Here is a 24,448-nt window from a genome sequence, read left to right on the forward strand (position 1 = left end):
GACGCCCTCCTCCGCCTTGCAGCTGGACGCACCAGGCCCCGCTCACCAGCGCTGATGAGACGCCGCTACTTGCAGCCGGCCTGATCCGCCGGACAGGCCCTAGCCCGAGCACCGCTCCAGATACCCCGCCACCGGCCCCAGGGTGAGCAACCCGCTGCCCGCGCCCGCCAGTTCGTGCGCCGCCGGGACGAGGGCGGCATGGGAGAGGGCCATGATCCGCCGGTCGCCGAGGGCCACGGCCGCCCGGGCGGTGAGACACCACAGGGCCTCCTGGAGGAGGTCGCGGGGTGGCTCGGGCGTCGTGTGCAGGGCGTCGGCGGCCTCGGCGCGGCGGCCCTGGCCGAGAAGGAGCAGGGGGTGCGCCCAGGGGGCGTAGGGGCCCCAGTCCGTGTCGTCGTCGAAGTCGAGCGGAAGGTCGTGCCGTACCCGCAGGCACAGCAGCGCGAGCGGGAGCAGGCCGTGGGCCAGGCCCGGCATTCCCGCGCCGTTCAGCAGGGCGGCCGCGTCCCGGTAGGCCGCCTCCACCTCGGCCACCGGTGTCCGGCCGGTGGCATCCCGTCGCAGTGCGGCGTACCAGCCGGTGAACACGCCCACGAGGGGCCGTTCGTGACGGGCGGCCAGGGCGTCGGCGGCGGCCGCGTGGTGGTCGGCCGTGGTGAAGTCCCCGAGGGCGCTGCGGGCCTGGAGGCGGACCAGGTGGCCGAGGATCTCGAACGTGGACAGACCGTGCCGGGCGCTGAGCGCGACCAGTTCGGCGCCGATCTCGTCACGGCGGGGCGCCAGGCCGGTGCGCTCGAAGCACTGCATGAAGGCCGCGTTGAGGGCGAACGCCAGCAGGGCCGGATCGTCCAGGCGGCGGGCGATCTCCTCGGCCCGGCGTGCTGCCTGCGGGCCACGGGCGAGCCGGGTGCCGCGCGATTCCACGGCGATCGTGGCGAGCAGCCGGGCCGTGTCCGCGTCGTGGGCCACGGGGGTGGCGCCGGGCGAGGACGCGGAGTCGGCACGGGCAAGGGCGGTGAGGGTGCGCTCGGCGGCGGCCACCACGCGTGCCGCCTGTTCCGGGTCGTCGAGGCGGGTCCAGATCGCCGGCACGTCGTAGGCGCCGATGACCCGGGCGGTCAGTTCGGGGTCGCCGAGTTCCTCGGCGGCGGCGACGGCGACGACCCGGTGCTCACGGGCGGCCGGCAGTCCGCTGCCGCCTGTCAGGGCGAGGTTGCGCAGCAGGCCGGTCGTGGACTCCAGGCGGGCGCGGGCGTCGGGGGCGACGGCGCGGTCGTAGGCGGAGGCGACCTGCTCCCAGACCCGGCCGGCCGGGTTGGCCGGCGCCGGGGCGAGGTGGCCGGCCTGCCGGAGGACGTCCTCCTCCAGGGAGCGCAGGCCGGGGCCGGGGTCGATGCCGAGCTGGTCGGCGAGCAGCGCCCGGGCCGCGCGCAGCACCTCCAGCGCGTCGGCCTGACGGCCCGTGCGGTACAGGGCGAGGGCGAGCAGGCGCCAGGCGTTCTCACGCCAGGGGTGCTCGGCCGCGTGCGCCCGAAGGTCCGCGGCGGCCCGGTCGGCATCGCCGAGGGACATCAGCGCCTCGGCACGCAATTCCACGGCGTGCAGCCGCAGTTCGGCCAGGCGGCGGCTGTCGGCGCGAGCCCACGGCTGCTCCGCGAACTCCGCGTAGGCGGGGCCGCGCCACCAGCCGAGCGCCTCGTCGAGCCGTACGGTCGTCTCCTGGGGCGACAGCGCCGCGGCGTCGGCGACCGCTGCTTCGAACCGCCAGGCGTCGACCGCGTCCGCCGTTGCGCGCAGGGCGTAGCCCGGGCCTTCGGTGACCAGCAGCCGGGCCGGGGTCCGGGGCGGGCGGTCGGGTTCGAGGGCGCGGCGCAGGGCGGCGACGAAGGTACGCAGGGCGCCGACGGGGTCGGCGGGCGGGTCGGTCCAGAGATCGTCGACTAGGCGGGAGACGGGTACGACACGGCCCCGGGCGACGATCAGCCGGGCCAGGACCGAGCGGTGCCGCGGCCCCTTCAGCGCGATCGTGTGCCCGTCCGGGTCCCAGGCGGTCACCGGCCCGAGCACACCGAGGCCAAGGCTCACGTCCGCCACCGCCCTCCTCCGACGCGCTCGTCGGTCACCGACGGAACAGGTGATCCGCGGTGGTTCCAAGATAAATCGCCGCGGGTGGCCGCAGGTTTCGGCGACGCCGTCGGCCGTGCGCTGAACCACCTGCACCTCGGCCCGCGTCCTCCCGTGTGACCACGACACTCACAGAAGTCACGACACTCACAGAAGTAGGGACCATGAGCGACAAGGACGTTGAGCGCAACGACGAGCGGCACGACGGCCCGGAGCCCTGGTGGGCCGGTCTGGGTACCCGAGGGGCTGTGACGTTGATCGTCCTCGGCGTCGCGGCGGCGGCGTGGGCCGTTCTCGCTCCGGCCCTGGGGCTCGGGTGGCTGCCCCTCACTCCGCAGAACCTGACGACCGGCTTCTACCAGGCCGCCAAGATCGTCGCCATCGGCGTGGTGCTCCTGGTGGGCGCCGTGCTGACCCGCCGGAGCAGCCGGGCCACGGCCACCGAGGCGGCGGCCGGGCCGGAACGGGACTGACGGCAGGGGGCGTGCACGCACGCCGCGCGGCTGCTCATTCGTTGCTCATCGGCGCCGGGGAGTATCGAGGAACAAGATCCCCCAAGAGGAACCGGAAAGGAGCGGAGCCACCGTGTCCCCTGTGATCCCCGGCTTCGAACATCACCGCGTCCCCGTCGCCGACGGAGTGTCCCTGCACACGGCCGTGGGCGGCACTGGCACGCCCGTCGTGCTGCTGCACGGCTTCCCGCAGACCCACCTGATGTGGCGCCATGTGGCCGTCGATCTCGCCGCCGACCACACGGTGATCTGCCCGGACCTGCGCGGTTACGGCGCCAGCGACAAGCCGGAGGAGACCGACGGCACCGTCTACGCCAAGCGGACCATGGCCGCGGACATCGTGGCCCTGGCCCGCGAACTCGGGCACGAGCGCTTCGCCCTGGCCGGGCACGACCGTGGCGCTCTGGTGGCCTTCCGGGCCGCGCTCGACCATCCCGACTCGGTGACCCGTCTGGCGTGTCTCGACGTCCTGCCGACCCTGGACATGTGGGACGTGATGCAGGGCGTCACGGCCGCCGTGGGCTTCCACCTCTACCTGATGGCCCAGCCGCCCGGCCTGCCCGAGCGCGTGATCGGCGCCGCCCCGGACGAGTTCTTCGGCCACTTCCTCGACATCTGGACGGCCGACCGGCGAGCCGTCCCGGACGACGTGCGCGCCGCCTATCTGACGGCCTGCCGCGAGGCGGTGCCCTCGATCGTCGCGGACTACCGGGCCTCCGCCGGCGTCGACATCGAGCACGACCGGGCCGACCGGGACGCGGGGAGCACGCTGCGGATGCCGGTCAGTGTGCTCCAGCAGGACTGGGGCGCGGCCCTCGGCTTCGACGCGGCCTCGCTGTGGCGGGCGTGGGCGCCCGATCTGCGGCACGCCACGGTCACCTGCGGCCACTTCATGGCCGAGGAGGCACCGGACGACATCGCGAAGGCGCTGCGGGACCTGCTCGCCCGCTGAGACCACGACCCGGAGCCCGCGGCTCGAAACGCCGGCTACCAGCGCCCCACCTCGGTCCCGACGATCGCCTCCGACGGCTTGCCGTCCACCCCCACCGGTACGTCCCCGGTGAGCATGACGCGGTGCATGGTCCGGGGGAAGTCGAGGTGGGCGTTGTCGCCGGGGGCGAGGTGGATGGTGGCCCGGTTGTCCCAGAAGGCCACGCTGCCGGGCTCCCAGCGGAAGCGGACCGTGTACTCGGGTCGCACCGCCTGCTCCAGCAGCATCTCCAGGATCGCGCTGCTCTCGGCGCGCGAGAGGCCGGCGATCTGCTCGACGTAGTAGCCGTTGACGTACAGCACCCGCTCCCCCGTCTCCGGATGCACGCGCACCAGCGGATGCAGCGAGGCGACCTGATGGTCCAGCAGATGACGGACGTACGCGTCGTCGCCGGGCCGGGGCTGATAGCCGACGCCGAGGCGGTGCTCGGCACGGAGGCCGGCCACGAACTCCCGCACCGGGCCGGAGAGTCCGTCGTAGGCGGCCGCCAGGTTGGACCAGGTCGTGTCGCCGCCGTACGGGGGTACGGTCTCGGCGCGCAGGATCGTCGCGGCGGGAGGGTCGATCCGGGCGCCGTGGTCGCAGTGCCAGCCGCGCAGCAGGGTGTGGCGGCGGCGCCGCAGCCACTCGTCGTGCTCCATGCCGAACCTGCCGCCCAGTTCCAGCCGGTCGGCGGTCGTCTCGATCTCGGGGAAGTCCGGCGGCGAGGCGCTCCCCCGCTTGCGCAGGACGACCGGTTCCCCGAACCGCCGTGCGAACTCCACATGCCCGGCGTGGTCCAGCTTCTGTCCCCGGAAGAACACGACCTTCCAGCGCAGCACCGCCGCCCGGATCGCGGCGACCACGGCCTCGTCCGGCTCACCGGCCAGGTCGACGCCCGTGATCTCGGCGCCGATGTGCCCGGCGACCGGATGCACCTCGATCCCGGCGACCTGCTCCGCCCTGTCCGCGGTGGCCCTGTCCCTCGTCATCCGCACGCTCCGTCGGTCGCCCGGCCCGGCTCCGGTCCGAGCCGGTTCCAGGAAGATCGTGACAGCGTTCGGCGGACGTGGCGACAGGGCCTCGGCGGACCGGCATCCCGGCAGCCCTCAGCACCGCGTCACAGCCGGAACTCCCGTATCACCACGTCCCGGAAGACCGCTGTGCCGTCGATCGTGAACAGTGCGAGCCCCGTGTCGATCAGATACGGAAAGACTTCCGAGGAGTGCGTGTACCGGCCGTCGTCCACGAACATCTCGACCGATGTGCGGTCGACCAGGATGCGCAGTTTCACACTGCGGGCGGCCGGGTCGAAGGGGCTGTGGCTCTCCTGCCATCGGCCGGACGCATCCGGGTTCACGGTGGGGCGCCGGTTGAGGAAGGCGTAGTCGCGGTAGATCCCGGCGTCGACGTGGCGGCCGCCGTCCGGCGACCGGCGAAGCTGGAGGCCGGCGCCGGTGAGTTGGTCCCAGTTGATCTCGCAGGTCACTTCGTAGGCGGTGCCCTGGTAGTCGAGCACTCGGGTGCCGGAGACCTCCAGGTCGCCCAGATTCAGCGTGCGGGAGACGTGGCCGTCCAGTGCGGCGATCGGCTGGGAGGCCAGGTAGTACGTTCCGGAGGAGGAGCGTTTCATGGTGATCTGCCGGACGATCGAGTCGGTCCCGTTGAAGCCGTCGCAGTCGATGGTGGGCGTGATGCTCGCGTAGTCCCAGTTGTTCAGCCAGCCCATGGCGTAACGCATGGACGGGTCGACGGAGCCGTCCGCGCGGTGCCTTTCGAAGGTGACGGCCGCGTACCAGTCCCAGCCGTGGTCGAGCCACTGCGGGTCGTCGGCGTCGGCGGTGAAGACGGTGCCGTCGAAGGTGCCCGTCCAGTAGGCGTACGTGTTGGGCAGCCCGGCCCCCTTGCCGTTCGCGCTCACGCCGAGCACCCACTTCACGGTGCCGTCGTCGGCGGTGATGCGGAACAGGTCCGGGCACTCCAGCACGCCGATGCCGCCCTTGATGAAGCCGCTGACGTATGTCCAGGACTTCAGGTCGGTGGAGTGGTAGAAGCCCACCTTGTCGTTCTCGGCGAGGGTCATCACCCACCGGCCGCGCTCCTGATCGCGGATCACCTTCGGGTCGCGGAAGTCCCGCACGCCGGGGTTGGGCAGCACGGGTTCGGTGCCGTGGTGGGTGAACGTGCGGCCGCCGTCGGTCGAGTAGTACAGGTACTGCGCCTGCGTCACCTCGTCGGGCGCCATGGTGACGACGACGATCACCGCGCCCGCGCCGAAGCCCGCCGTGTTGTCCGTGTCGATCACCGCCGAGCCGGACCAGACGTCGCCGTTGGGGGTCGTGTCCTTCGGTACGGCGATCCCCCGGTCCCGGAAGGTGACCAGGTCGGTGGTGGTGGCCAGGCGCCAGGCCGTGCCCGCTGTGGTTCCCCCGGTCAAATAGTCCGGGTTGTACAGGTAGTAGTAGTGGTATTCGCCGTCGATCCAGACCGGGCGCTGCGGGTCGTTCTTCCACTGGTCGGGGACCGTGAAGTGGTATTCGGCGCGGTAGCTCGCGCAGGCGGCGGCTGCCTTCCGGGGCTTCGCGGCGGCTGGGGGCGCGGTCGGCAACAGCGCGGCCGAGGCCCCCGCGGCCGAGCCGGCGAGCAGGGCTCTTCTGGTCATCGCGGGCATCACACATCGTTCCTCTCGTCGGACGTGGCGAGCGTCGGGACGGCGGCTCATGTGGACCAGGACTCTGCGACCTAACTCGTTAAAGGTCAAGTGGTTTCACGACTCTTGACAGGGCCGTGCCGGGCTTCCCATCATCTGGGGCACCACTACCGACTAACACGAGTTAGGCCCGCTGCATGACCGACTCGCATCCCACCCGCCGCACGCTGTTGCGGTACGGCGCCTACGGCGCGGGAGCCGCCGCGCTCGCCGGTACCGCCGCGAGCTGGGACCGGCTCACCGGAGCCGACATCCCCGGCCGCGACGACGGCTCGCTCGTCGTCGCCACGCTCGGCCCCGCCTACGGACCGGAGGCCGTCCGCACGCTCACCGAGGGCTTCAAGCAGGTCCACCCCGACATCAAGCTGCGGATCAACGCCGTTCAGGCCGTCGACTGGTCCGACTTCTTCGCGAAGATCCTCACCCAGATCGCGGCGGGCACGGCCCCCGATCTGGTGTACGTCGCCACCGAGGGCGTCCAGTTGTTCGCGCAGCGCCTCGGAGTCCCGCTGGACGACTGGGTGAAGCGGGACGCCGAGGAGCTGCGCGAGTACTTCGCCGACGTCCACCCCTCGCTGGTGGAGTCGATGATGTACGAGGGGTCCCTCTACCAGCTCCCGGTCGAGTTCAACGCCGCCGACATGTACCTCAACCATCAGGTGCTGAAGCGGGCGGGCGCGGACCTCCCCGCCGCCGACTGGACCCGCGACGACTTCACCGCGCTGCTGCGGGACATGAAGCGGGCCAGCGGTTCGCAGTTCACCCCGTACTTCTGGACCAACCGCCTGTGGGGCGGCGTGGTGCCGTGGCTCTTCGCCAACGACACCAACCTGCTCGCCGAGTCCAAGGCGCCGGGCGGTGCCTGGCTGTGGGACTCCTTCTATCCGGCCGCCGCGCGGGAGGGCCGCGGGGGCGGCTACCGGTGGACGACGCCGCAGGCCACCGACGCGCGCGTGGAGGAGGCGTACGACTATCTCGCCTCCCTCGTCCAGGAGGGCCTGTGCACCCGGCCCGAGGGCGGCAACGGCCAGAACCTGATCGGCGTGTTCTCCACCGGCCGGGTCGGCGTCACGCCCGCGGGCGGCTTCTGGGCGGGCGGTCTGCACCTGGCCGGCATGAAGCGGGACGCCTTCGACGTGCAGTACTTCCCGCGTTGGCGCACCCAGCGCATGCAGTTCGGCGCCGCCGGCTATGCGCTGCTGCGTACCTCGAAGCGGCAGGAGGAGGCCTGGGAGTTCATCAAGTACGCCGCCCGCAAGGACACCTTGACGCGGCTGTTCTCCACCAACCAGACCACCCCGGCACGCCGCTCGATGCTCACCGCGGACCGGTACCGGGAGACCGGCCCGGAGCACTGGCCGGTCTTCTACGACACCCTCGACAAGTTCCCCGACACCGGGCCGATCCCCGCGCCGCCGCAGGTCGCCGAGGTCGAGCAGGTGCTGCTCAAGCACACCGGTACGGCACTGGCCTCCCGGCGCTCGGTGGGGTCGGCGCTGCGCCGGATGCAGGGCGATCTGGAGAAGGCCATGGAGCGTGACGTATGACGAACACTCAGATACCGGCCGTACGGACGCAGCCGCCGGCCGCGTCACCGGCCCCCGCCCCCCGGCGCTCCGCCCGCGACCGCGGCACCCGGCTGCTGGCCACGCTGTTCCTCGCGCCCACGATCGTCGGCATCGTCGTCTTCACGGTCGTCCCGATCGTCGGCTCGGTGGTGCTGAGCCTGTTCCACTGGAACGTGATCGACGACCCGAGCTTCGCCGGCGCCGCCAACTACCGTGAGGTCTTCACCGATTCGACCGTGCTGGTGTCCTTCGGCAACACGCTGGTGTTCATGGTGTTCGCGGTCGCGCTGCAACTGCTGATCGCCCTGGTACTGGCCCTGGCGGTGAACGGGCGGATGCCGGTGTGGCTGCGGTCGGTGTTCCGGTCGGCGTTCTTCTTCCCGCTGATCCTGTCCGCGGCGTCGATCTCGGTGGTGATGAAGTACCTGTTCAACCAGGACTTCGGGGTCGTGAACTGGCTGCTCGGGATGGTCGGGGTCGCCCCCGTGCCCTGGCTGACGTCGGAGAACGCGGCGATGGCCACGGTGGTCCTGGTCTACGTCTGGCAGCAGTTCGGGTTCTCGTTCCTGCTGTTCGTCGGCGGTCTGAACAACATCCCCAAGGAGATCCACGAGGCCGCCTCGATCGACGGCGCGACCGGGCTGCGCAAGCACCTCGGCATCACCCTGCCGCTGCTGTCGCCCACCCTGCTGGTGGCGTCGGTGGTCGGCATCATCAACGCGCTCCAGGTCTTCGAGCAGCCCTACGTCCTCACCAACGGCGGTCCCGGCGACGCCACCCGCACCGTCGTGATGGTCATCTACGAGAGCGCGTTCGAACAGCTCCGCTTCGGCGCCGCCTCGGCGGTGGGTGTGCTGCTGTTCGTGCTGATCATGGCGGTCACCGCCCTCCAGTTCCGGCTCAGCCGGCGTTTCGTCCACTACCAGTGAGCCGGTGACCCTCTCATGAGCCAAGCGACACTCTCCCTCAGCCGCACCCGGCACTCCCTCGCGCCATGGGCCCGGATCGCCGGCCTTGCGGTGTGCGCGCTGCTGACCCTGGGGCCGGTCATCTGGACCGTGTCCACGTCCCTGCGCACCCCGGCCGAGGCGTTCGACCTGCCGCCGCGCCTCATCCCGACGAGCCCGTCGGCGGAGGCGTACCGCGGGGTCTTCGACCAGATCGACGTCTGGCTGCTCGCCCTCAACTCGACGCTGGTGACCGCGCTGATCGCGGTCGGCCAGATGATCACCGCGGGCCTCGCCGGGTACGCCTTCGGCCGCCTGGAGTTCCGGTTCAAGAAGCCGCTGTTCGGGCTGGTGCTGGCGACCATGATGGTGCCGCTCCAGGTCACGATCGTGCCGGTGTTCCTGGTGCTGAAGTCGATGAGCCTGACCGACACCCTGCTCGCTCTGATCATCCCGGCCTTCCCGACCGCGTTCGGAACCTTCCTGATGCGCCAGTACTTCCTGGGCATGCCCAAGGACCTGGGCGAGGCGGCGATGCTGGACGGCTGCGGCCCCTGGCGGATCTTCCGGTCCGTGTACGCCCCGCTGGCCGCGCCCGGTCTCGCGATCGTCGGCGTGCTCGCCTTCAACTACCACTGGAACGAGTTCTTCCGCCCGCTGATCCTGGAGACCTCGGCCCAGAACTACACGTTGCCGCTGGGCCTGGTCTCCCTCCAGGGCAACCTCGGCACCGGCTCCATCTCGGTGGTGCTCGCCGGTGTCGTGCTGTCCATGATCCCCGCCGTCGCCGTGTTCGTCGTCGGTCAGCGCCCTCTCCGCGAGGGCATCACGTCCGCAGGAGTCAACCGTTGAGCCTCGCAGCTCAGTGCACGGACCCCGGCGCCCCGCGCTTCCGGGTCCGTCCCCCCGCCAACTGGATCAACGACCCGAACGGTCCCTTCCGCTGGCGGGGCCGCCATCACCTCTTCTACCAGCACAACCCCGACGCCCCCGTGCACGCGAACGTCCACTGGGGCCATGTCTCCAGCCCTGACCTGGTCCACTGGGAACACCATCCGATCGCGCTCACCCCGACACCCGGCGGCCCCGACGAGGCGGGCTGCTGGTCGGGCTGTGTGGTCGACGACGACGGTGTGCCGACGGCCGTCTACACGGGCGTCGACCGGCAGCACACCGGCCTCGGTTCGATCTGTCTGGCGCGGGCGCTGATGCCGGAGGACGAGACGCTCACCGACTGGCGGCCCCTGCCCGCGCCGGTGGTGACGGGTCCGCCGGCCGGTCTGGACGTGGTGATGTTCCGCGACCCCTTCGTGTTCAGCAGCGGCGGACGCCGGTGGGCGCTGGTCGGCGCCGGGCACGCGGACGGGACGCCGTCGGTGCTGCTGTACGACTGCGCCGACCTGACCGACTGGCGGTTCGCGGGGGTGCTGCTCGACGGCAACGACCCGGTGGCCGCGCGCGCCTTCGGCGACGGGGCGACGGGTTGGGAGTGCCCGCAGATGCTGCGCACGCCGGACGGCACATGGGTGCTGGTGCTGTCGCTGTGGGACGGAAACCCCGGCACCACCGGCTATCTGACGGGACGTCTGATCGCTGGCGGCGAGGACGGATTGCGCTTCGAGGCCCGCGCCGGAGGCCGGCTGGACCACGGCCGGGACTTCTACGCGCCCGCCGTACTCCAGGAGTCCGAACGGGCGTTGATGTGGGGCTGGTCCTGGGAGGCACGGGAGCAGGCCGAGGTCGACCGGGTGGGCTGGGCCGGAGTCCTGACCGCGCCGCGCGTGGTGGACGTGCGTCCCGACGGGTCCCTGCGTGTCGTACCGGCGCCGGAGCTCGAACTGCTGCGGGCCGCCGAGCCGTTCGTGACGGCCGCGGGTCCGCCTGCCGCGCTGCCGGAGGCGTACGACCTGACGGTGACCGCGTCCGGCCGCACGGGCGTGCGGCTGCTGCGGTCCGCCTCGGGTGCGGAGCTGACGGTGCTGCTGGACCCGGACGAGCAGACGGTGACGCTCGACCGGGGTGACTGGCCGCGCGGCGGTTCCGAGGGAGCGGGGCCGATCGTGGTGCGGGTGCCGGCCGACGAGGTGCGGATCCTGGTCGACGGGTCGCTGTTCGAGCTGTTCGTGGGCGATCGGGCGATGGTCACCGAGCGGGTCTACCGGCGGCCGGACGACGTGGCAGAGCTGCTCGTGACCGGTGCGGGGGCCACGGTCACCGGCTGGGAGCTGGTCCCACCGACGCACGGCTGATCACCGGACAGGCCAGGCGCCGTACCGTCGCGGGCGGCGTCCGGCCCGTGCCGATGGCGTCGAGCAGCAGGCGTGCGGCGGCGTCGCCCATCTCCCGGTGCGGGAGGGCGACGCTGGTCAGGGGCGGAGTGAGGAACGCGGCCATGTGTTCCTGATCGTCGTAGCCGACCACCGACAGCTCGTCGGGGACGGTGATGCCGAGCCGGGTCGCGGCGTGCAGGACGCCCGCCGCGACCCGGTCGTTGTAGCAGAAGAGCCCGGTGGGGCGCCGGTCGGCGGGGACACCGTCCAGGACACGCGTCGCGCCCTCGTACCCGCCGGAGATCTCGCCGCCGGTGCGGACGACCCACTCCTTGGGCACGCTGATCCCCTCGGCGCGCAGCGCGTCCCGGAATCCGCGCAGGCGGTCGACGGAGGCGATGTCGTCCTGGCCGCCGACCATGGCGACCCGGCGGTGCCCCGCGTCCAGCAGCAGCCGGGCCGCCGTACGGCCGCCGGCCCGCTCGGCGGGGATGACCGCGGGCAGCGAGTCGTCCTCGGGCAGGCAGTTGGCGAGGACGGAGTGGGTGCGGTGCAGGCCCTCGGGGACGCGGACCCTGCGCAGCGACATGGCCGCGTAGATGATGCCGTCCACGCGCCGGTCGAGGAGCTCGGCGACGGCCGCGTCCTCCTTGGCCGCATCGCCGCCCGAGTCGATGGTCAGCACGAGGTGCTCGCTGTCCCAGGCCGTCTCCATGGCACCGCGCAGCAGCCGCCCCGCGAACGGCGAGGAGGCGATCTCGTCGGTGACCAGGCCGATCACGGCCGTACGGCGGCGGCGCAGGCCGCGGGCGACCGGGTCGGGCCGGTAGCCGAGCTCGGCGGCGGCGCGGCGGATCCGCTCCTGGGTGGCGGGCGAGAGATTGCCCTCGGCGCGGCCGTTGAAGACGAAGGAGACGGCCGTGTGCGACACCCCGGCGAGCCGGGCGACATCCCGTGACGTCGGACGCCCGGATCCCGCCGCCTGCTTCTCCTCGGTGCCGCCCATCCCGTCGCCCGCTCTCATCCCCCACCCGTCCGGTTGATCATTCCTCACCCTATCCGTGACGCTGGGTGTACGGCACAGTCGAGGGAAGGTCCGACAGTGATCAGCATTGCGCTGCACACGCTCAACGACGGTACGACGATCCCCGCCATCGGCCTGGGTACCTGGCCGATGGACGACGCCCGGGCGGAACAGGCGGTGGCAGACGCCCTGGATCTGGGCTACCGCCTCGTCGACACCGCGACGAACTACCGCAACGAGACGGGGGTCGGCCGGGGCATCGCCGCGAGCGGCGCCCCGCGCGAGGAGGTGGTGGTGACGACGAAGCTCCCGGGCCGGCACCACGGCTACGAGGAGACCCTTGCCTCCTTCGAGGAGTCCCGGCGCCGCCTGGACCTCGACTACGTCGACCTGTACCTGATCCACTGGCCGCTCCCCCGGGTCGACAAGTACGTCGACTCCTGGCGGGCCATGATCAAGCTCCGCGAGGACGGTCTCGTCCGGTCGATCGGCGTCTCCAACTTCACGCCCGGGCACATCGAGCGGCTGGAGCGGGAGACCGGCGTCCTGCCGTCCGTCAACCAGATCGAGCTGCACCCGCTGTTCCCGCAGGACGAGCTGCGCGCCTTTCACGCAGGCAAGGGCATCGTGACCGAGAGCTGGAGCCCGCTGGGGCGCGGCAGCGACCTCCTGGACGACCCGGCCATCAAGGGCATCGCCGACGCCCTGAAGGTGACGCCCGGCCAGGTCGTCCTGCGCTGGCACACCCAGTTGGGCGCCCTGCCCATCCCGAAGTCGGCGGACCGGGAGCGTCAGCGCGAGAACCTCGACATCTTCGGCTTCACCCTGGACGCGACGCAGATGGCCGCCGTCGCCGACCGGGCGCATCGCCGGCTCGGCGGGGACCCCGAGGTGCATGAGGAGTTCTGAGCGGCGAGGTCCGGTGAAATCAGTGGATGTTGTGGTTCCGACCTCAACTACCGCTGCCTGCCTCTATGTTCACGGCGAATGCCACTCTCGCCTCAGGAGGCACCTGATATGCGCCCCGCGCTCCGCACCGCCGTCACCGGCGCCGTGGTCGCCGCCACCGTCCTCGTCGCTGGGCCCGCCCAGGCAACTCCACCCGGGCCCGGCGTGACCGGCCGGATCATCAGTCAGAAGACCGTCGGCGACACCGACTACATCGTCAGGGAGATCACGATTCCGCCGGGCCAGGCCACCGGCTGGCACTACCACGACGGGCCGCTGTACGCCTTCGCCCAGCAGGGCACCCTCAGCCACTACGACTCCACCTGCGCCTCGGACGGCGTCTATCCGAAGGGCAGTTTCATCAAGGAACCGGCCGGGTCCGGCAATGTGCACATAGGCCGCAACGAGGGCGACACGCCGGTGATCCTCGATGTGCTGTACGTGCTGCCGCACGGCGCGCCGTTCTCCCAGGACGCGCCGAACCCGGGCTGCTCGTTCGAGTGATCACACCGGCGGCAGCGGCTGTTCCGCCCAGATCGTCTTGCCGCTGTCGGTCTGCCGGCTGCCCCAGCGCTGGGTGAGCTGGGCGACGAGCAGCAGACCGCGTCCGCCCTCGTCGTAGGCGTGGGCCCGGCGCAGATGCGGCGAGGTCGAACTGCCGTCGGAGACCTCGCAGATGAGGGTGCGGTCACGGATCAGACGGAGCTGGATGGGCGGTGCGCCGTACCGGATGGCGTTGGTGACGAGTTCGCTGACGACGAGTTCGGTGACGAAGGCCGCCTCGTCCAGCCCCCACTCGGTCAGCTGGTCCGTGGCCGCCTGCCGACTGGTCGCCACGTGCTCGGGGTCCGGGGCCACGTCCCAGGTCGCGATGCGGTCGGCGCCCAGGGCCCGGGGGCGGGCGAGCAGGAGGGCCACGTCGTCGCTGGGGTCCTCCGGCAGGACGGCCTTCAGCACTCCGTCGCACAGCGCGTCGAGGCTCTCGGCGGGCGCGGTCAGCGCGCGGCACAGTTCGGCGGTGGCGTGGTCGATGTCGCGGTCGCGGTCCTCGATGAGACCGTCCGTGTACAGGGCGACCAGGGCGCCCTCGGGAAGCTCCACCTCCATGGCCTCGAAGGGCAGCCCCCCGACGCCGAGGGGCGGCCCGGCGTTCATGCCGAGGACCTGCGCGGTGCCGTCGGGCAGGACGACGGCAGGCGGCGGATGACCGGCGGCGGCCAGGCTGAGCCGGCGGGTGACGGGGTCGTAGACCGAGTACAGGCAGGTGGCGCCCAGTTCGGCGACCTCGGTGTCGTCACCGGCGAGGTGGGTGACGAGGTCGTCGAGGTGGGTGAGGAGCTCGTCGGGCGGCAGGTCCACGTCGGCGAGGGTGCGCACCGCCGTGCACAGGCGGCCCATGGTGGCCGACGACGGGATGCCGTGTCCGACGACGTCGCCGACGACGAGGGCGACCCGGCTGCCGGACAGCGGGATCACGTCGAACCAGTCGCCGCCGATGCCGGCCTGCGATCCGGACGGCCGGTAGCGGTGGGCCACCTCGACGGCCGCCTGCCCGGACAGTCCCCGGGGCAGCAGGTTGTGCTGGAGGGCGAGCGCGGTGGTGCGTTCCCGGGCGAAGCGGCGGGCGTTGTCGATGCAGACGGCGGCCCGGCTGGCGAGTTCCTCGGCGAAGACGGCGTCGTCGGGGCCGTAGTCGTCCGACTGTCTGATGCGCACGGCCACCGCGACGCCGAGCGTGGTGCCGCGGGCCCGCAGCGGCACCGCCATCATCGAGTGCGCGCCCACGCGGTGGCGCCGGCCGGCCGGGCCCCGGGCGTCGCGTTCTGCGATCCACCGCATGAACGCGGGCTCGCCCGCCTGGCTCTGGATCACCCGGCCCTCCAGGATCGCGCGGGCCGGCGGTGAGAAGGGCGGGTAGAGGTCGACCTCGCCCAGGTGGATGGCCGCCTCCGGGGTGCCCTCGGTGCCGGAGCCGTGGGCGACCCGGCGCAGGGCGATGTCGCTGCCGGTGAGTGCCGGGGGTTCCTCCGCGTCCAGGACCCAGTCGAACAGGTCCACGCCGGCGAAGTCGGCGAACCTGGGCACGACGATCCCGATCAGTTCCTCGGCGGTGCGCACCACGTCCAGGGTCGTGCCGATGGCGGCGGCCGCCTCGTTCAGCAGGGCCAGCCGCTCGCGGGCCCAGTACTGGTCGGAACTGTCGAACGCGGCGAGCGCGGTGCCCACGACGTCGCCGGAGGCGCCTCGCACCGGCCACATCTCGATGCTCCAGGCGTGCTCGCGGTTCAGGGCCGGGGCTCCGGTGAAGCTCCCGTAGCGGACCGGTCTGCCCGTCTCGGCGACCTGGCGCAGATGCCAGTGGAAGCCGTGGCTGTGCCGGGCCTCCTCCACGGTCTCGGGGAAGTCCCGGCCGATGAGGACGTCCTCGGGGACGCCCATCACCTGGCAGGCGACGTCGTTGAGCCGCAGATAGCGCTGCTGGGTGTCGAAGACCGACATCGACATCGACGCCTGCTGGAAGGCCTGCTCGCCCAGCGTCGGCTCCGCGGGGCCCGGGGGTTCGCCGGTGACCATGAAGTCGCCGGCGGCGCCGTCCTCGCCGAGCACCGCATGCGCTCGCAGGGTGAGGGGCACCGGGGAGCCGTCGCGGTGGCGCAGGACGGCGGTGCCGGTCAGGGCGGCCAGGGCCTCGGGCGGCGGTTCCTCGGCGAGAAGGTCCCGCGCGGGCCGGCCCACGACCTCCTCGGCGGTGCGGCCGGTCAGCCGCCGGGCACCCTCACTCCACCCCTTCACCACACCCTGGGCATCGAGGATCGCCACGGCGCAGACGCGCTCCATGACCTCCAGCATGAGTCCTACGCCGCACCGCATTAACCGCGACGCCGGGCGGCTGTCCCTGGGCCACCTGGGCGCTCGCGGCCGCCGCCACCCCGCGTGAGCGTCCGCTCACTTGCGCAGCGCGGCGAGTGCCCGGTCGGCGTGGGTGTTCATGCGCAGTTCGCTGCGCACGACCTCCAGGAGCACACGATCCTGGCCGATGACGAAGGTGGCCCGCTTGGTGGGGGCCAGCGAGAAGCCGCGCGTCACCCCGAACCGCTCCCGGACCGTCCCGTCCGCATCCGACAGCAGCGGCATGCCGAGCGTGTGCCGGTCGGCGAACTGCTGCTGACGTTCGACGGCGTCGCCGCTGATGCCCACCGGCCGGGCGCCGACGGCGGCGAACTCGGCGGCGAGATCACGGAAGTGACAGGCCTCCGCGGTGCAGCCGGGGCTGAGGGCGGCGGGGTAGAAGAAGAGCACGACCGGTCCCTCGGCGAGCAGGTCGGTGAGGCTGCGGACGGTGCCGGTCTCGTCCGGCAGCGCGAAGTCCTCGACTTTGTCGCCGACCTTCAGCTGTGCGCTCATGCCCGGCCCTCCGTGTTCTTCGCGATGCCTCGGGCCCACAGCACGAGGGGGATCTGGAGCGGCAGCCGGCCGAAGGCGATGGCCTTCTGCGGGGCGGGGCGGTTGCGCCAGTCGACGGCCATCTTCACGTTGGCGGGGAACACGCCGACGAAGAAGGCCGCCGCCGCCAGTGCGGCGGGCTTGCGGGTGCGCGGCAGCGCCACTCCGGCCGCGAGCGCGAGCTCGGCCGCGCCACTGGCGTACGTCCAGGTCCGGGGCTTGCCCGGCAGGGTGCGCGGCACGACGGCGTCGAACTGGCGCGGTACGGCGAAGTGGGCGACGCCCGAGGCGGCCAGCAGGCCGGCGAGCAGCAGGGGCGAGCGTTCGGACCGGGGCACGGATCCTCCTTGGATGGCCTGCCGCCGGATGCTACCGGAGGGTAGATCGCGGGTTGCCACCCGCCCCTGTCGGTTCATCGGCCCTGCTACGGGCGCCGGTTGTGGGTTCCGGGGGTGTATCCGAAGGAGCGGCGGAAGACGTCGATGAAGGCGCTCGCGGAGGACCAGCCGCAGCGGTGGGCGACGGTCGTGACGGGTGTGTCCTCGGCGAGCAGACGCAGCGCGTGGTAAAGGCGTGACTGGGTGCGCCACTGCGGGAAGGTCATGCCGAACTCGCGGCGGAAGAGCCGGCTGAGAGTGCGTTCGCCGACCCCGGTCGCGGCGCCGAGCGCGGCGAGGGTGCGCGTGTCGGCCGGGTCGGCGTGGACGAGGGCGCACACCGCGGCCAGGCGTGGATCCGTCGGGGTGGGCAGCCGCAGGGGCTGCTGGGGGGGGAGGCGCGCAGCTGGCCCGGACGGGCCGCTGCGTCTCCCGACCCATCCGGGCGGCGGCCTCGCGCGGCCTCCGCGTGAGCGTCCGGTCAGGCGGTCCCGGCCGGTGTCACCGGCTGGTGTTCACCGTCCTCGTCGATGGCGTGGGCGAGGAAGTCGTCGACCATGCGGTGGAAGAGCGAGGACAGCTGCCGCAGCTCCTCGGGCGTCCAGTCGGCCAGGGCGAGCTGCATGCCCCGGGCTCCGGCGTCCCGGACCCGGGCGACGGCCTGCCGGCCGGCCTCGGTGAGCTCGATGCGCTGGGCTCGGCGGTCCTGCGGGTCCGGGACGCGGGTGACGTAACCGGACTTCTGCAACTGCTGCACCGTGCGCGTGACGTGCGAGGCCTCCACACCCAGCCGGGCGGCCAGCTCCCCGGGCCGCAGCGGCTCCGAGTCGGCGACCTGACGCAGCAGCGCCACGGCGGCCCGGTCCAGCGGCACCCCGGCGAGGGCCATCAACCGGTCGTGCTGCCGGGCCCGCGTGCTCAGGTAGGTGATCCGGGTGAGCGCGCGCTCGATCTCGACCACTTCCGGGGACGCGGGCGTGTCGGGGAGTTCGGGAAGCGGTGGTGGGGTCATGCCGACCACTTTACCATCTCATTGCGTAACTCAATTAATTTGCGATGGCGTCGATCTTCACCACCTCGCGCCAGCTCGCACCGGTGGCGATGGCCTGCCGCCACCGCCGGATCACCCTCGGCGGCATGCCCACCGCGAGCGCGCCGGTGATCCGTTCCCCGGTGCGGTACGCGGCGACGAATCGGCGCTCCGCCAAGTCGCCCTCCACCACGGCCACCTCGTCGTGTCCGCGCAGGTATCCGTAGGCCTGGATCTTCATGTCGTACTGGTCGGACCAGAAGTACGGCACCGGCGCGAAGGGCTTGCGGGCCTGAGGAGCGGCGAGCAGGTTGCGGGCGGCCGCCATGCCCTGCTCGGCCGCGTTCGTGCGGTGCTCGATCCGCATCGACGTCCCGAACAGGGGGTTGTACCAGCGGGCGACGTCCCCGGCGGCGTACACGCCGCGCGCGGCCTCGCAGTACGCGTCGCAGACGACGCCGTCGCCGACGGTGAGCCCGCTGCCGTCGAGCCAGTCGGTGTTGGGCAGGGAGCCGACGGCGACCAACACCTCGTCGGCCTCGACCAGTTCACCGTCGGCCAGCCGCACCCCGTGCCCGGTCACCTCGGTCACGGTGACCCCGCAGCGCAGGTCGATCCCCCGTTCCAGGTGGGCGCTCGTGAGCACTTCGCCGACCTCGGTGCCGACGGCATGGGCGAGCGGGACCGGGGCGGGTTCGAGAAGCGTCACCTCGCAGCCCAGCCGCCGGGCGACGGCGGCGGCCTCGGCCCCGAGGAACCCGGCACCGACCACGACGAGCCGCTTGCCCGGAGCCAGCCGGTCCCGCAGCCGCACCGCGTCGTCCAGGGTGCGCAGCACGTGCCCGCCCTCCCCGGGCAGCCGGCGCGGGCGTACCCCGGTGGCGACGATCAGGCCGTCGTACGCCGCGGTCGAGCCGTCGGCCAACTCCACCTCGGCGTCGGCGAGTCGCAGGCCCGTCGCGGGTGTGCCGAGGCGCAGGTCGAGGTCGAGTCCGGCCAGGTCGGCGGGGGTGCGCAGGTCCAGCCGCTCGGGTTCCCACTCGCCGGACAGCAGCTGCTTGGACAGGGGCGGGCGGTCGTACGGGGCCTGCGGTTCGTCGCCGACGAGGGTGAGGGTGCCGTCGTAGCCCTCGCGACGGAGCGTCTCGGCCGCCGCGAGTCCGGCGGCCGAGGCACCCACGACGACGATGCGCCTCACTGGTCCACCAGCCGGATCGCGGCGGCCGGGCAGATCGCCACGGCTTCCCGGACTCCGTCGAGGTGTTCGGCCGCGGGCCGCTCGTCGAGCAGGACCGCGATGCCGTCGTCGTCCTGGTCGAAGACGTCCATCGCGGCGAGCACGCACTGTCCGGACGCGACGCACTTGTCGGCTTCCAGCTCCACCTTCATGATCGGGTTCCCTTCCTGGGGCGTGGGGGTGGTTCGTTCCTGCGGGTGGTGAGGAGCTGTCACCAGGACACGGGAAGTGCGTGGACGCCGTAGATGAACGCGTCGGTCTTGAAGCGGACGTCCTCCAGTGCGCAGGCGAGCTTCAGGGTCGGGATGCGCTTGTAGAGGGTGCCGTAGACGACCTGGAGTTCCATGCGGGCCAGGGGCTGGCCCAGGCACTGGTGGACGCCGAAGCCGAAGGCGACGTGGCGGCGGGCGTCGCGGGTGATGTCCAGGCGGTCGGGGTCGGCGAAGACCTCGGGGTCGCGGTTTCCGATCTCGTTGACCATGATGACGCCCTCGCCGGCCTTGATCACCCGGCCCGCGATCTCGATGTCCTCGGTGACCGCCCGGCGCCTGCCGAGGTGGGTGATGTGCAGGTAGCGCAGGAGTTCCTCGACAGCCCCGGCGACGAACTTCGGGTCGTCGCTCTCGCGCAGCAGGGCGAGCTGCTCGGGGTGCTGGAGCAGGGCCAGGGTGCCGAGCGCGATCATGTTCGCGGTGGTCTCGTGGCCGGCGATCAGCAGGAGCAGAGCCATCTCGGTCGCCTGCTGGTGGGTGAGTTCGCCTGCGGTGATCCGCGCGGCGATGCCCGACAGCAGATCGTCCTGCGGCTCGGCGATCCGCTTGCCCAGGACACCGGCGAGGTAGCCCGCGACCTCACGGCTCGCCGCGCCCCGCTCCTCGGGCGTGGCCGTCGTGCGGACCATGGTCTTGGTGTGCTCCTGGAAGAAGTCGTGCTCCTCGTACGGCACGCCCAGCAGCTCGCAGATGACCAGCGACGGGATCGGCAGGGCGAACACGTCCACCAGATCGACCGGGGCGGGGCCGGCCAGCATGTCGTCGATCAGGTCGTCCACGATGCGCTGCACGGCGGGCCGCAGCGCCTCGACCTTCTTGACGGCGAACGGCGCCGTGACCATCCGGCGCAGCCGGGCGTGCTCGGGGTCGTCCATCATGATGAAGCTGAGCTTGCCCTCGCCGGCCTCGGGGCCGGCCTTGGTGGGATAGCCCGGCTGGTCGGTGTCGGCGCTGACGCGCGGGTCGCCCAGCAGGGCGCGCTGCTCGGCGTACCGGGTCACGAGCCACGACTCGCTGCCGTCCCACAGCCGCACCTTGGTGAGCGGCCCCTCCTCCTGAAGGTCCTTCAGCGCGGGCGGCGGGTCGAAGGGGCAGCGGGACTCCCTGGGCATCGGGAAGTCAGGAACGGCGTCCGCCGCCTCGGGCGTGCGACCGGTGAGGGTGTCGGCCATGGTTCACCTCGGATGTGGGGGGGGTCGGCATCGATGAGCACATGCAAACAGAGGGGTCTGACGCCTTCCGGTCAGTTTCCTGACAGGACACTGACGTGGCCCAGATCACACTGGCGCTCTCAACCGACGCTTGTCGCAGGTGAATCGGGGGAGTCCTCGCGGGCCCCGCCCAGCCAGTAACCGAAGCCCCGGCGCGTGTGGATCAGCGCCGGGGCGTCCCGGTCCACCTTGCGGCGCAACCGGGAGACGAGCTGCTCGATCGCGTTGTCGCCGCGGTGCTCGCCCCACACGTAGCGGCCGATCTGCACCTTGGACAGCACCCGGTGCGCGTTGACCAGGAGCTGGCGCAGCAACCGGTACTCCGCGGGCGTGAGTTCGAGGGCCCGCGTCCCTCGTCGCGCCCGGCACACGGTGTCGTCCAGGACGAGATCGCCGTAGCGCAGTGGATTGCCGCGGGGCCGGCCGGGGCGGGCGTCGCGCAGCAGGACCTGGATCCTGGCGAGGACCTCGGCCACCCGGAAGGGCTTGGTGACGTAGTCCCGCCTCCCCGGGCCGAGTTCGGGCACGAGCCGCTCCAGGGAGTCGCACCCGGTGAGCAGCAGGACGGGCGGGCGGTACGGCAGTTCGGGCCGGCGCTCCCGGTCGAAGTCCGCCCGGTCCGGTACGTCGGTGTCGAAGACGACCAGGTCGAAGCGGCGCCCTGCGACACGCGCCACGGCCTCGGCGCCGGAGCCACTGAGGCTGATCCGGTACCCGGCCAACTCCAGTGTGGTCGTGAGGAGTTCGGCGAGGTCGGGTTCGCCCGCGACGACCAGGACGTGCTGGCCGGCACCGCGTGCGAGGGCGGGTCTGTCGTGGGTGGGGTCGTCCACCGGTGGCGCCGTCCGCCGGGGTGTCATAACCGGCCCCGTCCGCCGAGGGTCGCTGTCACGGTCGTCCTCCTTCGTGCGGTGCGTCAGCGGCCGGGGGTGACGGGTGCCAGCCACATGCCGACGACGGCGTCGGTGATGCCCGTGGCGGCGTCGTCCCAGGTGGACCGGGGGGTGAGGGTGTGCTCGGCGAGGGCGCGTTCGCGCTCGGCGGCCACGTGGACGATCAGATGGCGGACCATCTCGCCGCGTTCGGCGCGGACCTCGGCCGGGAGGTCGGGCAGGCATCGGTTCAGGCCGTCGATGATCGCCTGGAGGGACGGGGAGGTGAGGGCCTCCTCGACCATGATCCGGTGCAGCGCCGGGTCGGCGACGACCTGGGCGCAGAACCGCGCGTACCAGGTGGGGCTGCCGAGCGCGGCGAGGTGTTCGAGGGAGGGGCGGACCAGGCAGTCCACCCAGCCGCGGACGTCGTCCGGGTCCGTCAGGTCGGCGACCAGGCGGGCGCGGATCTCCTCGATGCGCGTGGAGTGTCTGCGGACGATGGCGCGGACGAGGTCGGTCTTGGTGCCGAAGTGGTAGCCGACGGCGGTGTTGTTGCCCTGTCCGGCGGCCTCGCTGACCTGGCGGTTGGACACCGCGTACACGCCGTGTTCGGCGAAGAGCCGCTCGGCCGCGGTCAGGAGCAGCTCCCGGGTCGCGCCTGCCTGCTCCTCGCGCAGCGTCCTGCCTGCCATGATCACCACCGCACCGGGACTTCGCACCACCCGTCGGCGGCCAGTCCCTCGAGCCGCCGCGGTTTCACCTCCCTACAATCTAAGTCAATTGATTGAACGGGATGTGAGCATGGTGGAGCGGGCTGCACCTGCACCCCGGGTACCTGCACTCGGGCCGCCTGGCGTGAGAGGCATGCGGGCGACGATGCGCGAGGCCGGGCGCGCGACGGTCCATCTTCTGGTCGCCGCCGCGATGGCCTTCGGGATGTACCTCTTCATCACCGTGCTGCTGATCACCGCCGTCGGCACCCTCGCGGTGGTCGGCTGCTGGCTGCTGCCGGAGACCGTGATCCTCCTGCGCCGCATCGCCGGGGCCAAACGGCGCCTGACCGCCGCCCGGACGGGGCGGGAGATCCCCGAGGCGTACCGGACCATCGACGGACCGCTGACCGAACGGCTGCGCACCGCCGTGCGCGATCCCGGCACGCTCACCGATCTGCGCTGGATGCTCGCCTACTACGTCTACGGCGCGCTGGTCCTGCTCGCCCTGCCGCTGTGGCCGGTCGGCCTGGTCGTGGACGGCGTGGGGTGCGGGCTGCTGCGCCGGCGGGCCGTGATGCTGCCCTGGATCGTGCGCCTGGCGGATCTGGAGGCCCGCTGGTCCACCGCGCTGCTGAGGCCCTCGCCGCAGGCGCTGCTGGCCGCCCGGGTCGAGCAGCTGACCGCGACCCGGGCCGACGCGATCGCCGCGCACGGCGCCGAGCTGCGCCGGATCGAGCGGGACCTGCACGACGGGGCGCAGGCGCGGCTGGTGTCCCTGTCCCTGCGGATCGGCCTGGCCAAGCGGGCCTACGACCGTGATCCGGACGCCGCGCGCAAGCTGCTGGACGGCGCTCAGGAGCAGGCCGAGGAGGCCCTGGCCGAGCTGCGCGACGTGGTGCGCGGCATCCATCCGCCGATCCTGACCGACCGGGGGCTGACCGGTGCCGTGCGGGCGCTTGCCGCCGGGTCCGGGCTGCGGGTCAGCGTGGACGTGGACGGGCTGGAGGACGACGGCGCGGCGTTCCCCAGGGCGCCCGCGGCGGTGGAGGCGGCCGGCTACTTCGTGGTGGCGGAGGCGCTGACCAACGCGGCCAAGCACAGCGGCTCCCCCACCGCCGCGGTCCGCCTCGTGCGGACCAGGCGCGGACTGCGGGTCGCGGTGGCCGACGAGGGCCGCGGCGGGGTGGACGAGTCGGGCGGGTCGGGGCTGCTCGGGGTGCGGCGGCGGGTCGCGGCGCTCGACGGGACCGTCCGGGTGTCGAGTCCGGTCGGGGGGCCCACCGTGATCGAGGTGGAGCTGCCGTGCGTGTGGTGAGCGCCGCCTCGGCTCCCCCTCGGGGATGAGCTCCGGGACGGGGGCGTACTGCGTTCCGAGTACCGGCTTGTCGGCAGCGGCACGACGACATGCCGGGATGTTCCCTGGAAACTGTTCCCGACCGCCCCGGAACCGGAAGATCCCCCTCTTATGACGATCCGCGTACTACTCGCCGACGACCAGGCCCTGCTGCGGGCCACCTTCCGGATCCTGATCGACTCCTGCGCGGACATGGAGGTGGTCGCCGAGGCCACCGACGGCGCCGAGGCCACCGACCTCGCCCGGACCCACCGCCCCGACGTGGTGCTGATGGACATCCGCATGCCCGGCACCGACGGGCTGGCCGCGACGTCCGCGATCTGCGCCGACCCGGACCTCACGGCGGTGCGGGTGCTGATCCTGACCACGTTCGAGATCGACGAGTACGTGGCGCAGGCGCTGCGGGCCGGGGCGAGCGGCTTCCTCGGCAAGGACGTCACCGCGGACGTGCTGCTCGACGGCATCCGCACGGTGGCCGCCGGTGAGTCCCTGCTCTCCACCACCGCGACCCGCACCCTGATCACCCGGTTCCTGGCCTCCCCCGCCGAGAGCGCCCAGTCGGCCGGCCCGGAGAACCTGACCGCGCTCACCGCCCGGGAGCGGGAGGTGATGGCCTGGGTGGCCGAGGGCCACTCCAACGAGGAGATCGCCGAGAAGCTGTACGTCAGCCCGCTGACCGTGCGCACCCATGTGCACCGTGCCATGACGAAGCTGGGCGCCCGCGACCGTGCCCAACTCGTCGTGATGGCCTATCAGTCGGGTCTGGTGCGAGCCGTTCCGCCGAACGGGGACCGGTGACGTCCGGGCCGCCGATCAGGGGAAATCGACGTCCCGGGTGCGTGACGGAGGGCAAGGCCGTCGA

23 protein-coding genes and 1 pseudogene are annotated in these 24,448 nt (G+C 72.3%); 10 read left to right on the forward strand and 14 right to left on the reverse strand.

Annotation, left to right across the window (positions count from 1 at the left end; all coding sequences use genetic code 11):
• Positions 1 to 99: 99 nt before the first annotated feature.
• The gene (locus tag OG254_RS02530) at positions 100 to 2,085 is read right to left on the reverse strand and encodes a BTAD domain-containing putative transcriptional regulator (protein ID WP_405594811.1); all 1,986 of its coding nucleotides are present in this window, start codon (positions 2,083 to 2,085) and stop codon (positions 100 to 102) included.
• Between the two features lie 203 nt (positions 2,086 to 2,288).
• On the opposite strand from OG254_RS02530, the gene OG254_RS02535 reads away from it, so the two are divergent.
• Positions 2,289 to 2,597 carry a hypothetical protein gene (locus OG254_RS02535; protein WP_405576892.1) on the forward strand — a complete coding sequence of 103 codons (309 nt, stop codon included), beginning with the start codon at positions 2,289 to 2,291 and terminating at the stop codon, positions 2,595 to 2,597.
• A gap of 112 nt (positions 2,598 to 2,709) precedes the next feature.
• The gene (locus OG254_RS02540) at positions 2,710 to 3,588 is read left to right on the forward strand and encodes an alpha/beta fold hydrolase (RefSeq protein WP_405576894.1); all 879 of its coding nucleotides are present in this window, start codon (positions 2,710 to 2,712) and stop codon (positions 3,586 to 3,588) included.
• Positions 3,589 to 3,623: 35 nt separating this feature from the next.
• Here OG254_RS02540 and OG254_RS02545 read toward each other — a convergent pair whose 3' ends face one another.
• On the reverse strand, positions 3,624 to 4,598 hold the full coding sequence (locus tag OG254_RS02545) for a TauD/TfdA dioxygenase family protein (RefSeq protein ID WP_405576896.1): 975 nt from the start codon (positions 4,596 to 4,598) through the stop codon (positions 3,624 to 3,626).
• A 128-nt stretch (positions 4,599 to 4,726) separates the two neighbouring features.
• On the reverse strand, positions 4,727 to 6,277 hold the full coding sequence (locus tag OG254_RS02550; RefSeq protein ID WP_405576898.1) for a glycoside hydrolase family 32 protein: 1,551 nt from the start codon (positions 6,275 to 6,277) through the stop codon (positions 4,727 to 4,729).
• A 176-nt stretch (positions 6,278 to 6,453) separates the two neighbouring features.
• Here OG254_RS02550 and OG254_RS02555 point away from each other — a divergent pair, with 176 nt between their 5' ends.
• Genes OG254_RS02555 through OG254_RS02570 form a run of 4 tightly spaced genes read left to right on the forward strand, consistent with a single transcriptional unit; the run spans position 6,454 to position 11,080 of the window.
• Entirely contained in the window at positions 6,454 to 7,863 is a 1,410-nt protein-coding gene (locus OG254_RS02555; RefSeq protein ID WP_405576900.1) for an extracellular solute-binding protein, read from the forward strand.
• Complete coding sequence (locus OG254_RS02560; RefSeq protein ID WP_405576902.1) at positions 7,860 to 8,813, forward strand: carbohydrate ABC transporter permease; 954 nt, start codon at positions 7,860 to 7,862, stop codon at positions 8,811 to 8,813. The genes OG254_RS02555 and OG254_RS02560 overlap by 4 nt, the downstream gene beginning before the upstream one ends.
• Before the next feature lie 15 nt (positions 8,814 to 8,828).
• Positions 8,829 to 9,683 (forward strand): carbohydrate ABC transporter permease, encoded by an 855-nt coding sequence (locus tag OG254_RS02565; RefSeq protein WP_405576904.1) that lies wholly within the window; start codon positions 8,829 to 8,831, stop codon positions 9,681 to 9,683.
• Entirely contained in the window at positions 9,680 to 11,080 is a 1,401-nt protein-coding gene (locus OG254_RS02570) for a glycoside hydrolase family 32 protein (protein WP_405576906.1), read from the forward strand. The genes OG254_RS02565 and OG254_RS02570 overlap by 4 nt, the downstream gene beginning before the upstream one ends.
• On the opposite strand, the gene OG254_RS02575 is transcribed toward OG254_RS02570, so the two are convergent.
• Complete coding sequence (locus OG254_RS02575) at positions 11,043 to 12,107, reverse strand: LacI family DNA-binding transcriptional regulator (protein ID WP_405594814.1); 1,065 nt, start codon at positions 12,105 to 12,107, stop codon at positions 11,043 to 11,045. The genes OG254_RS02570 and OG254_RS02575 overlap by 38 nt on opposite strands.
• A gap of 96 nt (positions 12,108 to 12,203) precedes the next feature.
• On the opposite strand from OG254_RS02575, the gene OG254_RS02580 reads away from it, so the two are divergent.
• On the forward strand, positions 12,204 to 13,034 hold the full coding sequence (locus OG254_RS02580; RefSeq protein ID WP_405576908.1) for an aldo/keto reductase: 831 nt from the start codon (positions 12,204 to 12,206) through the stop codon (positions 13,032 to 13,034).
• A gap of 108 nt (positions 13,035 to 13,142) precedes the next feature.
• Entirely contained in the window at positions 13,143 to 13,577 is a 435-nt protein-coding gene (locus OG254_RS02585) for a cupin domain-containing protein (protein WP_405576910.1), read from the forward strand.
• Here OG254_RS02585 and OG254_RS02590 read toward each other — a convergent pair whose 3' ends face one another.
• The 10 genes and pseudogenes from OG254_RS02590 to OG254_RS02635 form a co-directional block, all read right to left on the reverse strand.
• The gene (locus OG254_RS02590; RefSeq protein WP_405576912.1) at positions 13,578 to 15,911 is read right to left on the reverse strand and encodes a SpoIIE family protein phosphatase; all 2,334 of its coding nucleotides are present in this window, start codon (positions 15,909 to 15,911) and stop codon (positions 13,578 to 13,580) included.
• 108 nt (positions 15,912 to 16,019) lie between these two features.
• Positions 16,020 to 16,478: a peroxiredoxin gene (locus tag OG254_RS02595; protein ID WP_147994726.1), complete on the reverse strand. Its 459-nt coding sequence runs from the start codon at positions 16,476 to 16,478 to the stop codon at positions 16,020 to 16,022.
• Entirely contained in the window at positions 16,475 to 16,855 is a 381-nt protein-coding gene (locus OG254_RS02600) for a MauE/DoxX family redox-associated membrane protein (protein WP_405576915.1), read from the reverse strand. Before OG254_RS02600 ends, OG254_RS02595 begins: the two co-directional genes overlap by 4 nt.
• 86 nt (positions 16,856 to 16,941) lie before the next feature.
• Positions 16,942 to 17,295: pseudogene (locus OG254_RS02605) on the reverse strand (helix-turn-helix transcriptional regulator); the annotation flags it as partial.
• 80 nt (positions 17,296 to 17,375) lie between these two features.
• The gene (locus tag OG254_RS02610) at positions 17,376 to 17,906 is read right to left on the reverse strand and encodes a MarR family winged helix-turn-helix transcriptional regulator (RefSeq protein WP_405576917.1); all 531 of its coding nucleotides are present in this window, start codon (positions 17,904 to 17,906) and stop codon (positions 17,376 to 17,378) included.
• A 34-nt stretch (positions 17,907 to 17,940) separates the two neighbouring features.
• The gene (locus OG254_RS02615) at positions 17,941 to 19,122 is read right to left on the reverse strand and encodes an NAD(P)/FAD-dependent oxidoreductase (protein WP_405576919.1); all 1,182 of its coding nucleotides are present in this window, start codon (positions 19,120 to 19,122) and stop codon (positions 17,941 to 17,943) included.
• Positions 19,119 to 19,313: a ferredoxin gene (locus OG254_RS02620; protein ID WP_351197948.1), complete on the reverse strand. Its 195-nt coding sequence runs from the start codon at positions 19,311 to 19,313 to the stop codon at positions 19,119 to 19,121. Before OG254_RS02620 ends, OG254_RS02615 begins: the two co-directional genes overlap by 4 nt.
• A 59-nt stretch (positions 19,314 to 19,372) precedes the next feature.
• Complete coding sequence (locus tag OG254_RS02625) at positions 19,373 to 20,605, reverse strand: cytochrome P450 (protein WP_405576921.1); 1,233 nt, start codon at positions 20,603 to 20,605, stop codon at positions 19,373 to 19,375.
• Positions 20,606 to 20,724: 119 nt separating this feature from the next.
• Positions 20,725 to 21,477, reverse strand: coding sequence for a response regulator transcription factor (locus tag OG254_RS02630; RefSeq protein ID WP_405576923.1), 753 nt, complete (start codon positions 21,475 to 21,477; stop codon positions 20,725 to 20,727).
• 83 nt (positions 21,478 to 21,560) lie between these two features.
• Positions 21,561 to 22,211, reverse strand: a complete 651-nt coding sequence (locus OG254_RS02635) for a TetR/AcrR family transcriptional regulator (RefSeq protein WP_405576925.1) — start codon at positions 22,209 to 22,211, stop codon at positions 21,561 to 21,563.
• 172 nt (positions 22,212 to 22,383) lie between these two features.
• Here OG254_RS02635 and OG254_RS02640 point away from each other — a divergent pair, with 172 nt between their 5' ends.
• Complete coding sequence (locus OG254_RS02640; protein WP_405576927.1) at positions 22,384 to 23,547, forward strand: histidine kinase; 1,164 nt, start codon at positions 22,384 to 22,386, stop codon at positions 23,545 to 23,547.
• 150 nt (positions 23,548 to 23,697) lie between these two features.
• Complete coding sequence (locus OG254_RS02645) at positions 23,698 to 24,384, forward strand: response regulator (protein ID WP_405576929.1); 687 nt, start codon at positions 23,698 to 23,700, stop codon at positions 24,382 to 24,384.
• The last annotated feature ends 64 nt before the right edge of the window (positions 24,385 to 24,448 follow it).

The organism is Streptomyces sp. NBC_01092 (assembly GCF_045039535.1).
Taxonomy (GTDB): domain Bacteria; phylum Actinomycetota; class Actinomycetes; order Streptomycetales; family Streptomycetaceae; genus Streptomyces.

Coding starts and splice junctions, on each gene's coding strand:
- OG254_RS02535 (WP_405576892.1), top strand. CDS start 2,289: ATGAGCGACAAGGACGTTGAGCGCAACGACGAGCGGCACGACGGCCCG.
- OG254_RS02545 (WP_405576896.1), bottom strand. CDS start 4,598: ATGACGAGGGACAGGGCCACCGCGGACAGGGCGGAGCAGGTCGCCGGG.
- OG254_RS02550 (WP_405576898.1), bottom strand. CDS start 6,277: ATGCCCGCGATGACCAGAAGAGCCCTGCTCGCCGGCTCGGCCGCGGGG.
- OG254_RS02555 (WP_405576900.1), top strand. CDS start 6,454: ATGACCGACTCGCATCCCACCCGCCGCACGCTGTTGCGGTACGGCGCC.
- OG254_RS02560 (WP_405576902.1), top strand. CDS start 7,860: ATGACGAACACTCAGATACCGGCCGTACGGACGCAGCCGCCGGCCGCG.
- OG254_RS02565 (WP_405576904.1), top strand. CDS start 8,829: ATGAGCCAAGCGACACTCTCCCTCAGCCGCACCCGGCACTCCCTCGCG.
- OG254_RS02575 (WP_405594814.1), bottom strand. CDS start 12,107: ATGGGCGGCACCGAGGAGAAGCAGGCGGCGGGATCCGGGCGTCCGACG.
- OG254_RS02585 (WP_405576910.1), top strand. CDS start 13,143: ATGCGCCCCGCGCTCCGCACCGCCGTCACCGGCGCCGTGGTCGCCGCC.
- OG254_RS02590 (WP_405576912.1), bottom strand. CDS start 15,911: ATGGAGCGCGTCTGCGCCGTGGCGATCCTCGATGCCCAGGGTGTGGTG.
- OG254_RS02595 (WP_147994726.1), bottom strand. CDS start 16,478: ATGAGCGCACAGCTGAAGGTCGGCGACAAAGTCGAGGACTTCGCGCTG.
- OG254_RS02610 (WP_405576917.1), bottom strand. CDS start 17,906: ATGACCCCACCACCGCTTCCCGAACTCCCCGACACGCCCGCGTCCCCG.
- OG254_RS02620 (WP_351197948.1), bottom strand. CDS start 19,313: ATGAAGGTGGAGCTGGAAGCCGACAAGTGCGTCGCGTCCGGACAGTGC.
- OG254_RS02625 (WP_405576921.1), bottom strand. CDS start 20,605: ATGGCCGACACCCTCACCGGTCGCACGCCCGAGGCGGCGGACGCCGTT.
- OG254_RS02635 (WP_405576925.1), bottom strand. CDS start 22,211: ATGGCAGGCAGGACGCTGCGCGAGGAGCAGGCAGGCGCGACCCGGGAG.
- OG254_RS02640 (WP_405576927.1), top strand. CDS start 22,384: ATGCGGGCGACGATGCGCGAGGCCGGGCGCGCGACGGTCCATCTTCTG.
- OG254_RS02645 (WP_405576929.1), top strand. CDS start 23,698: ATGACGATCCGCGTACTACTCGCCGACGACCAGGCCCTGCTGCGGGCC.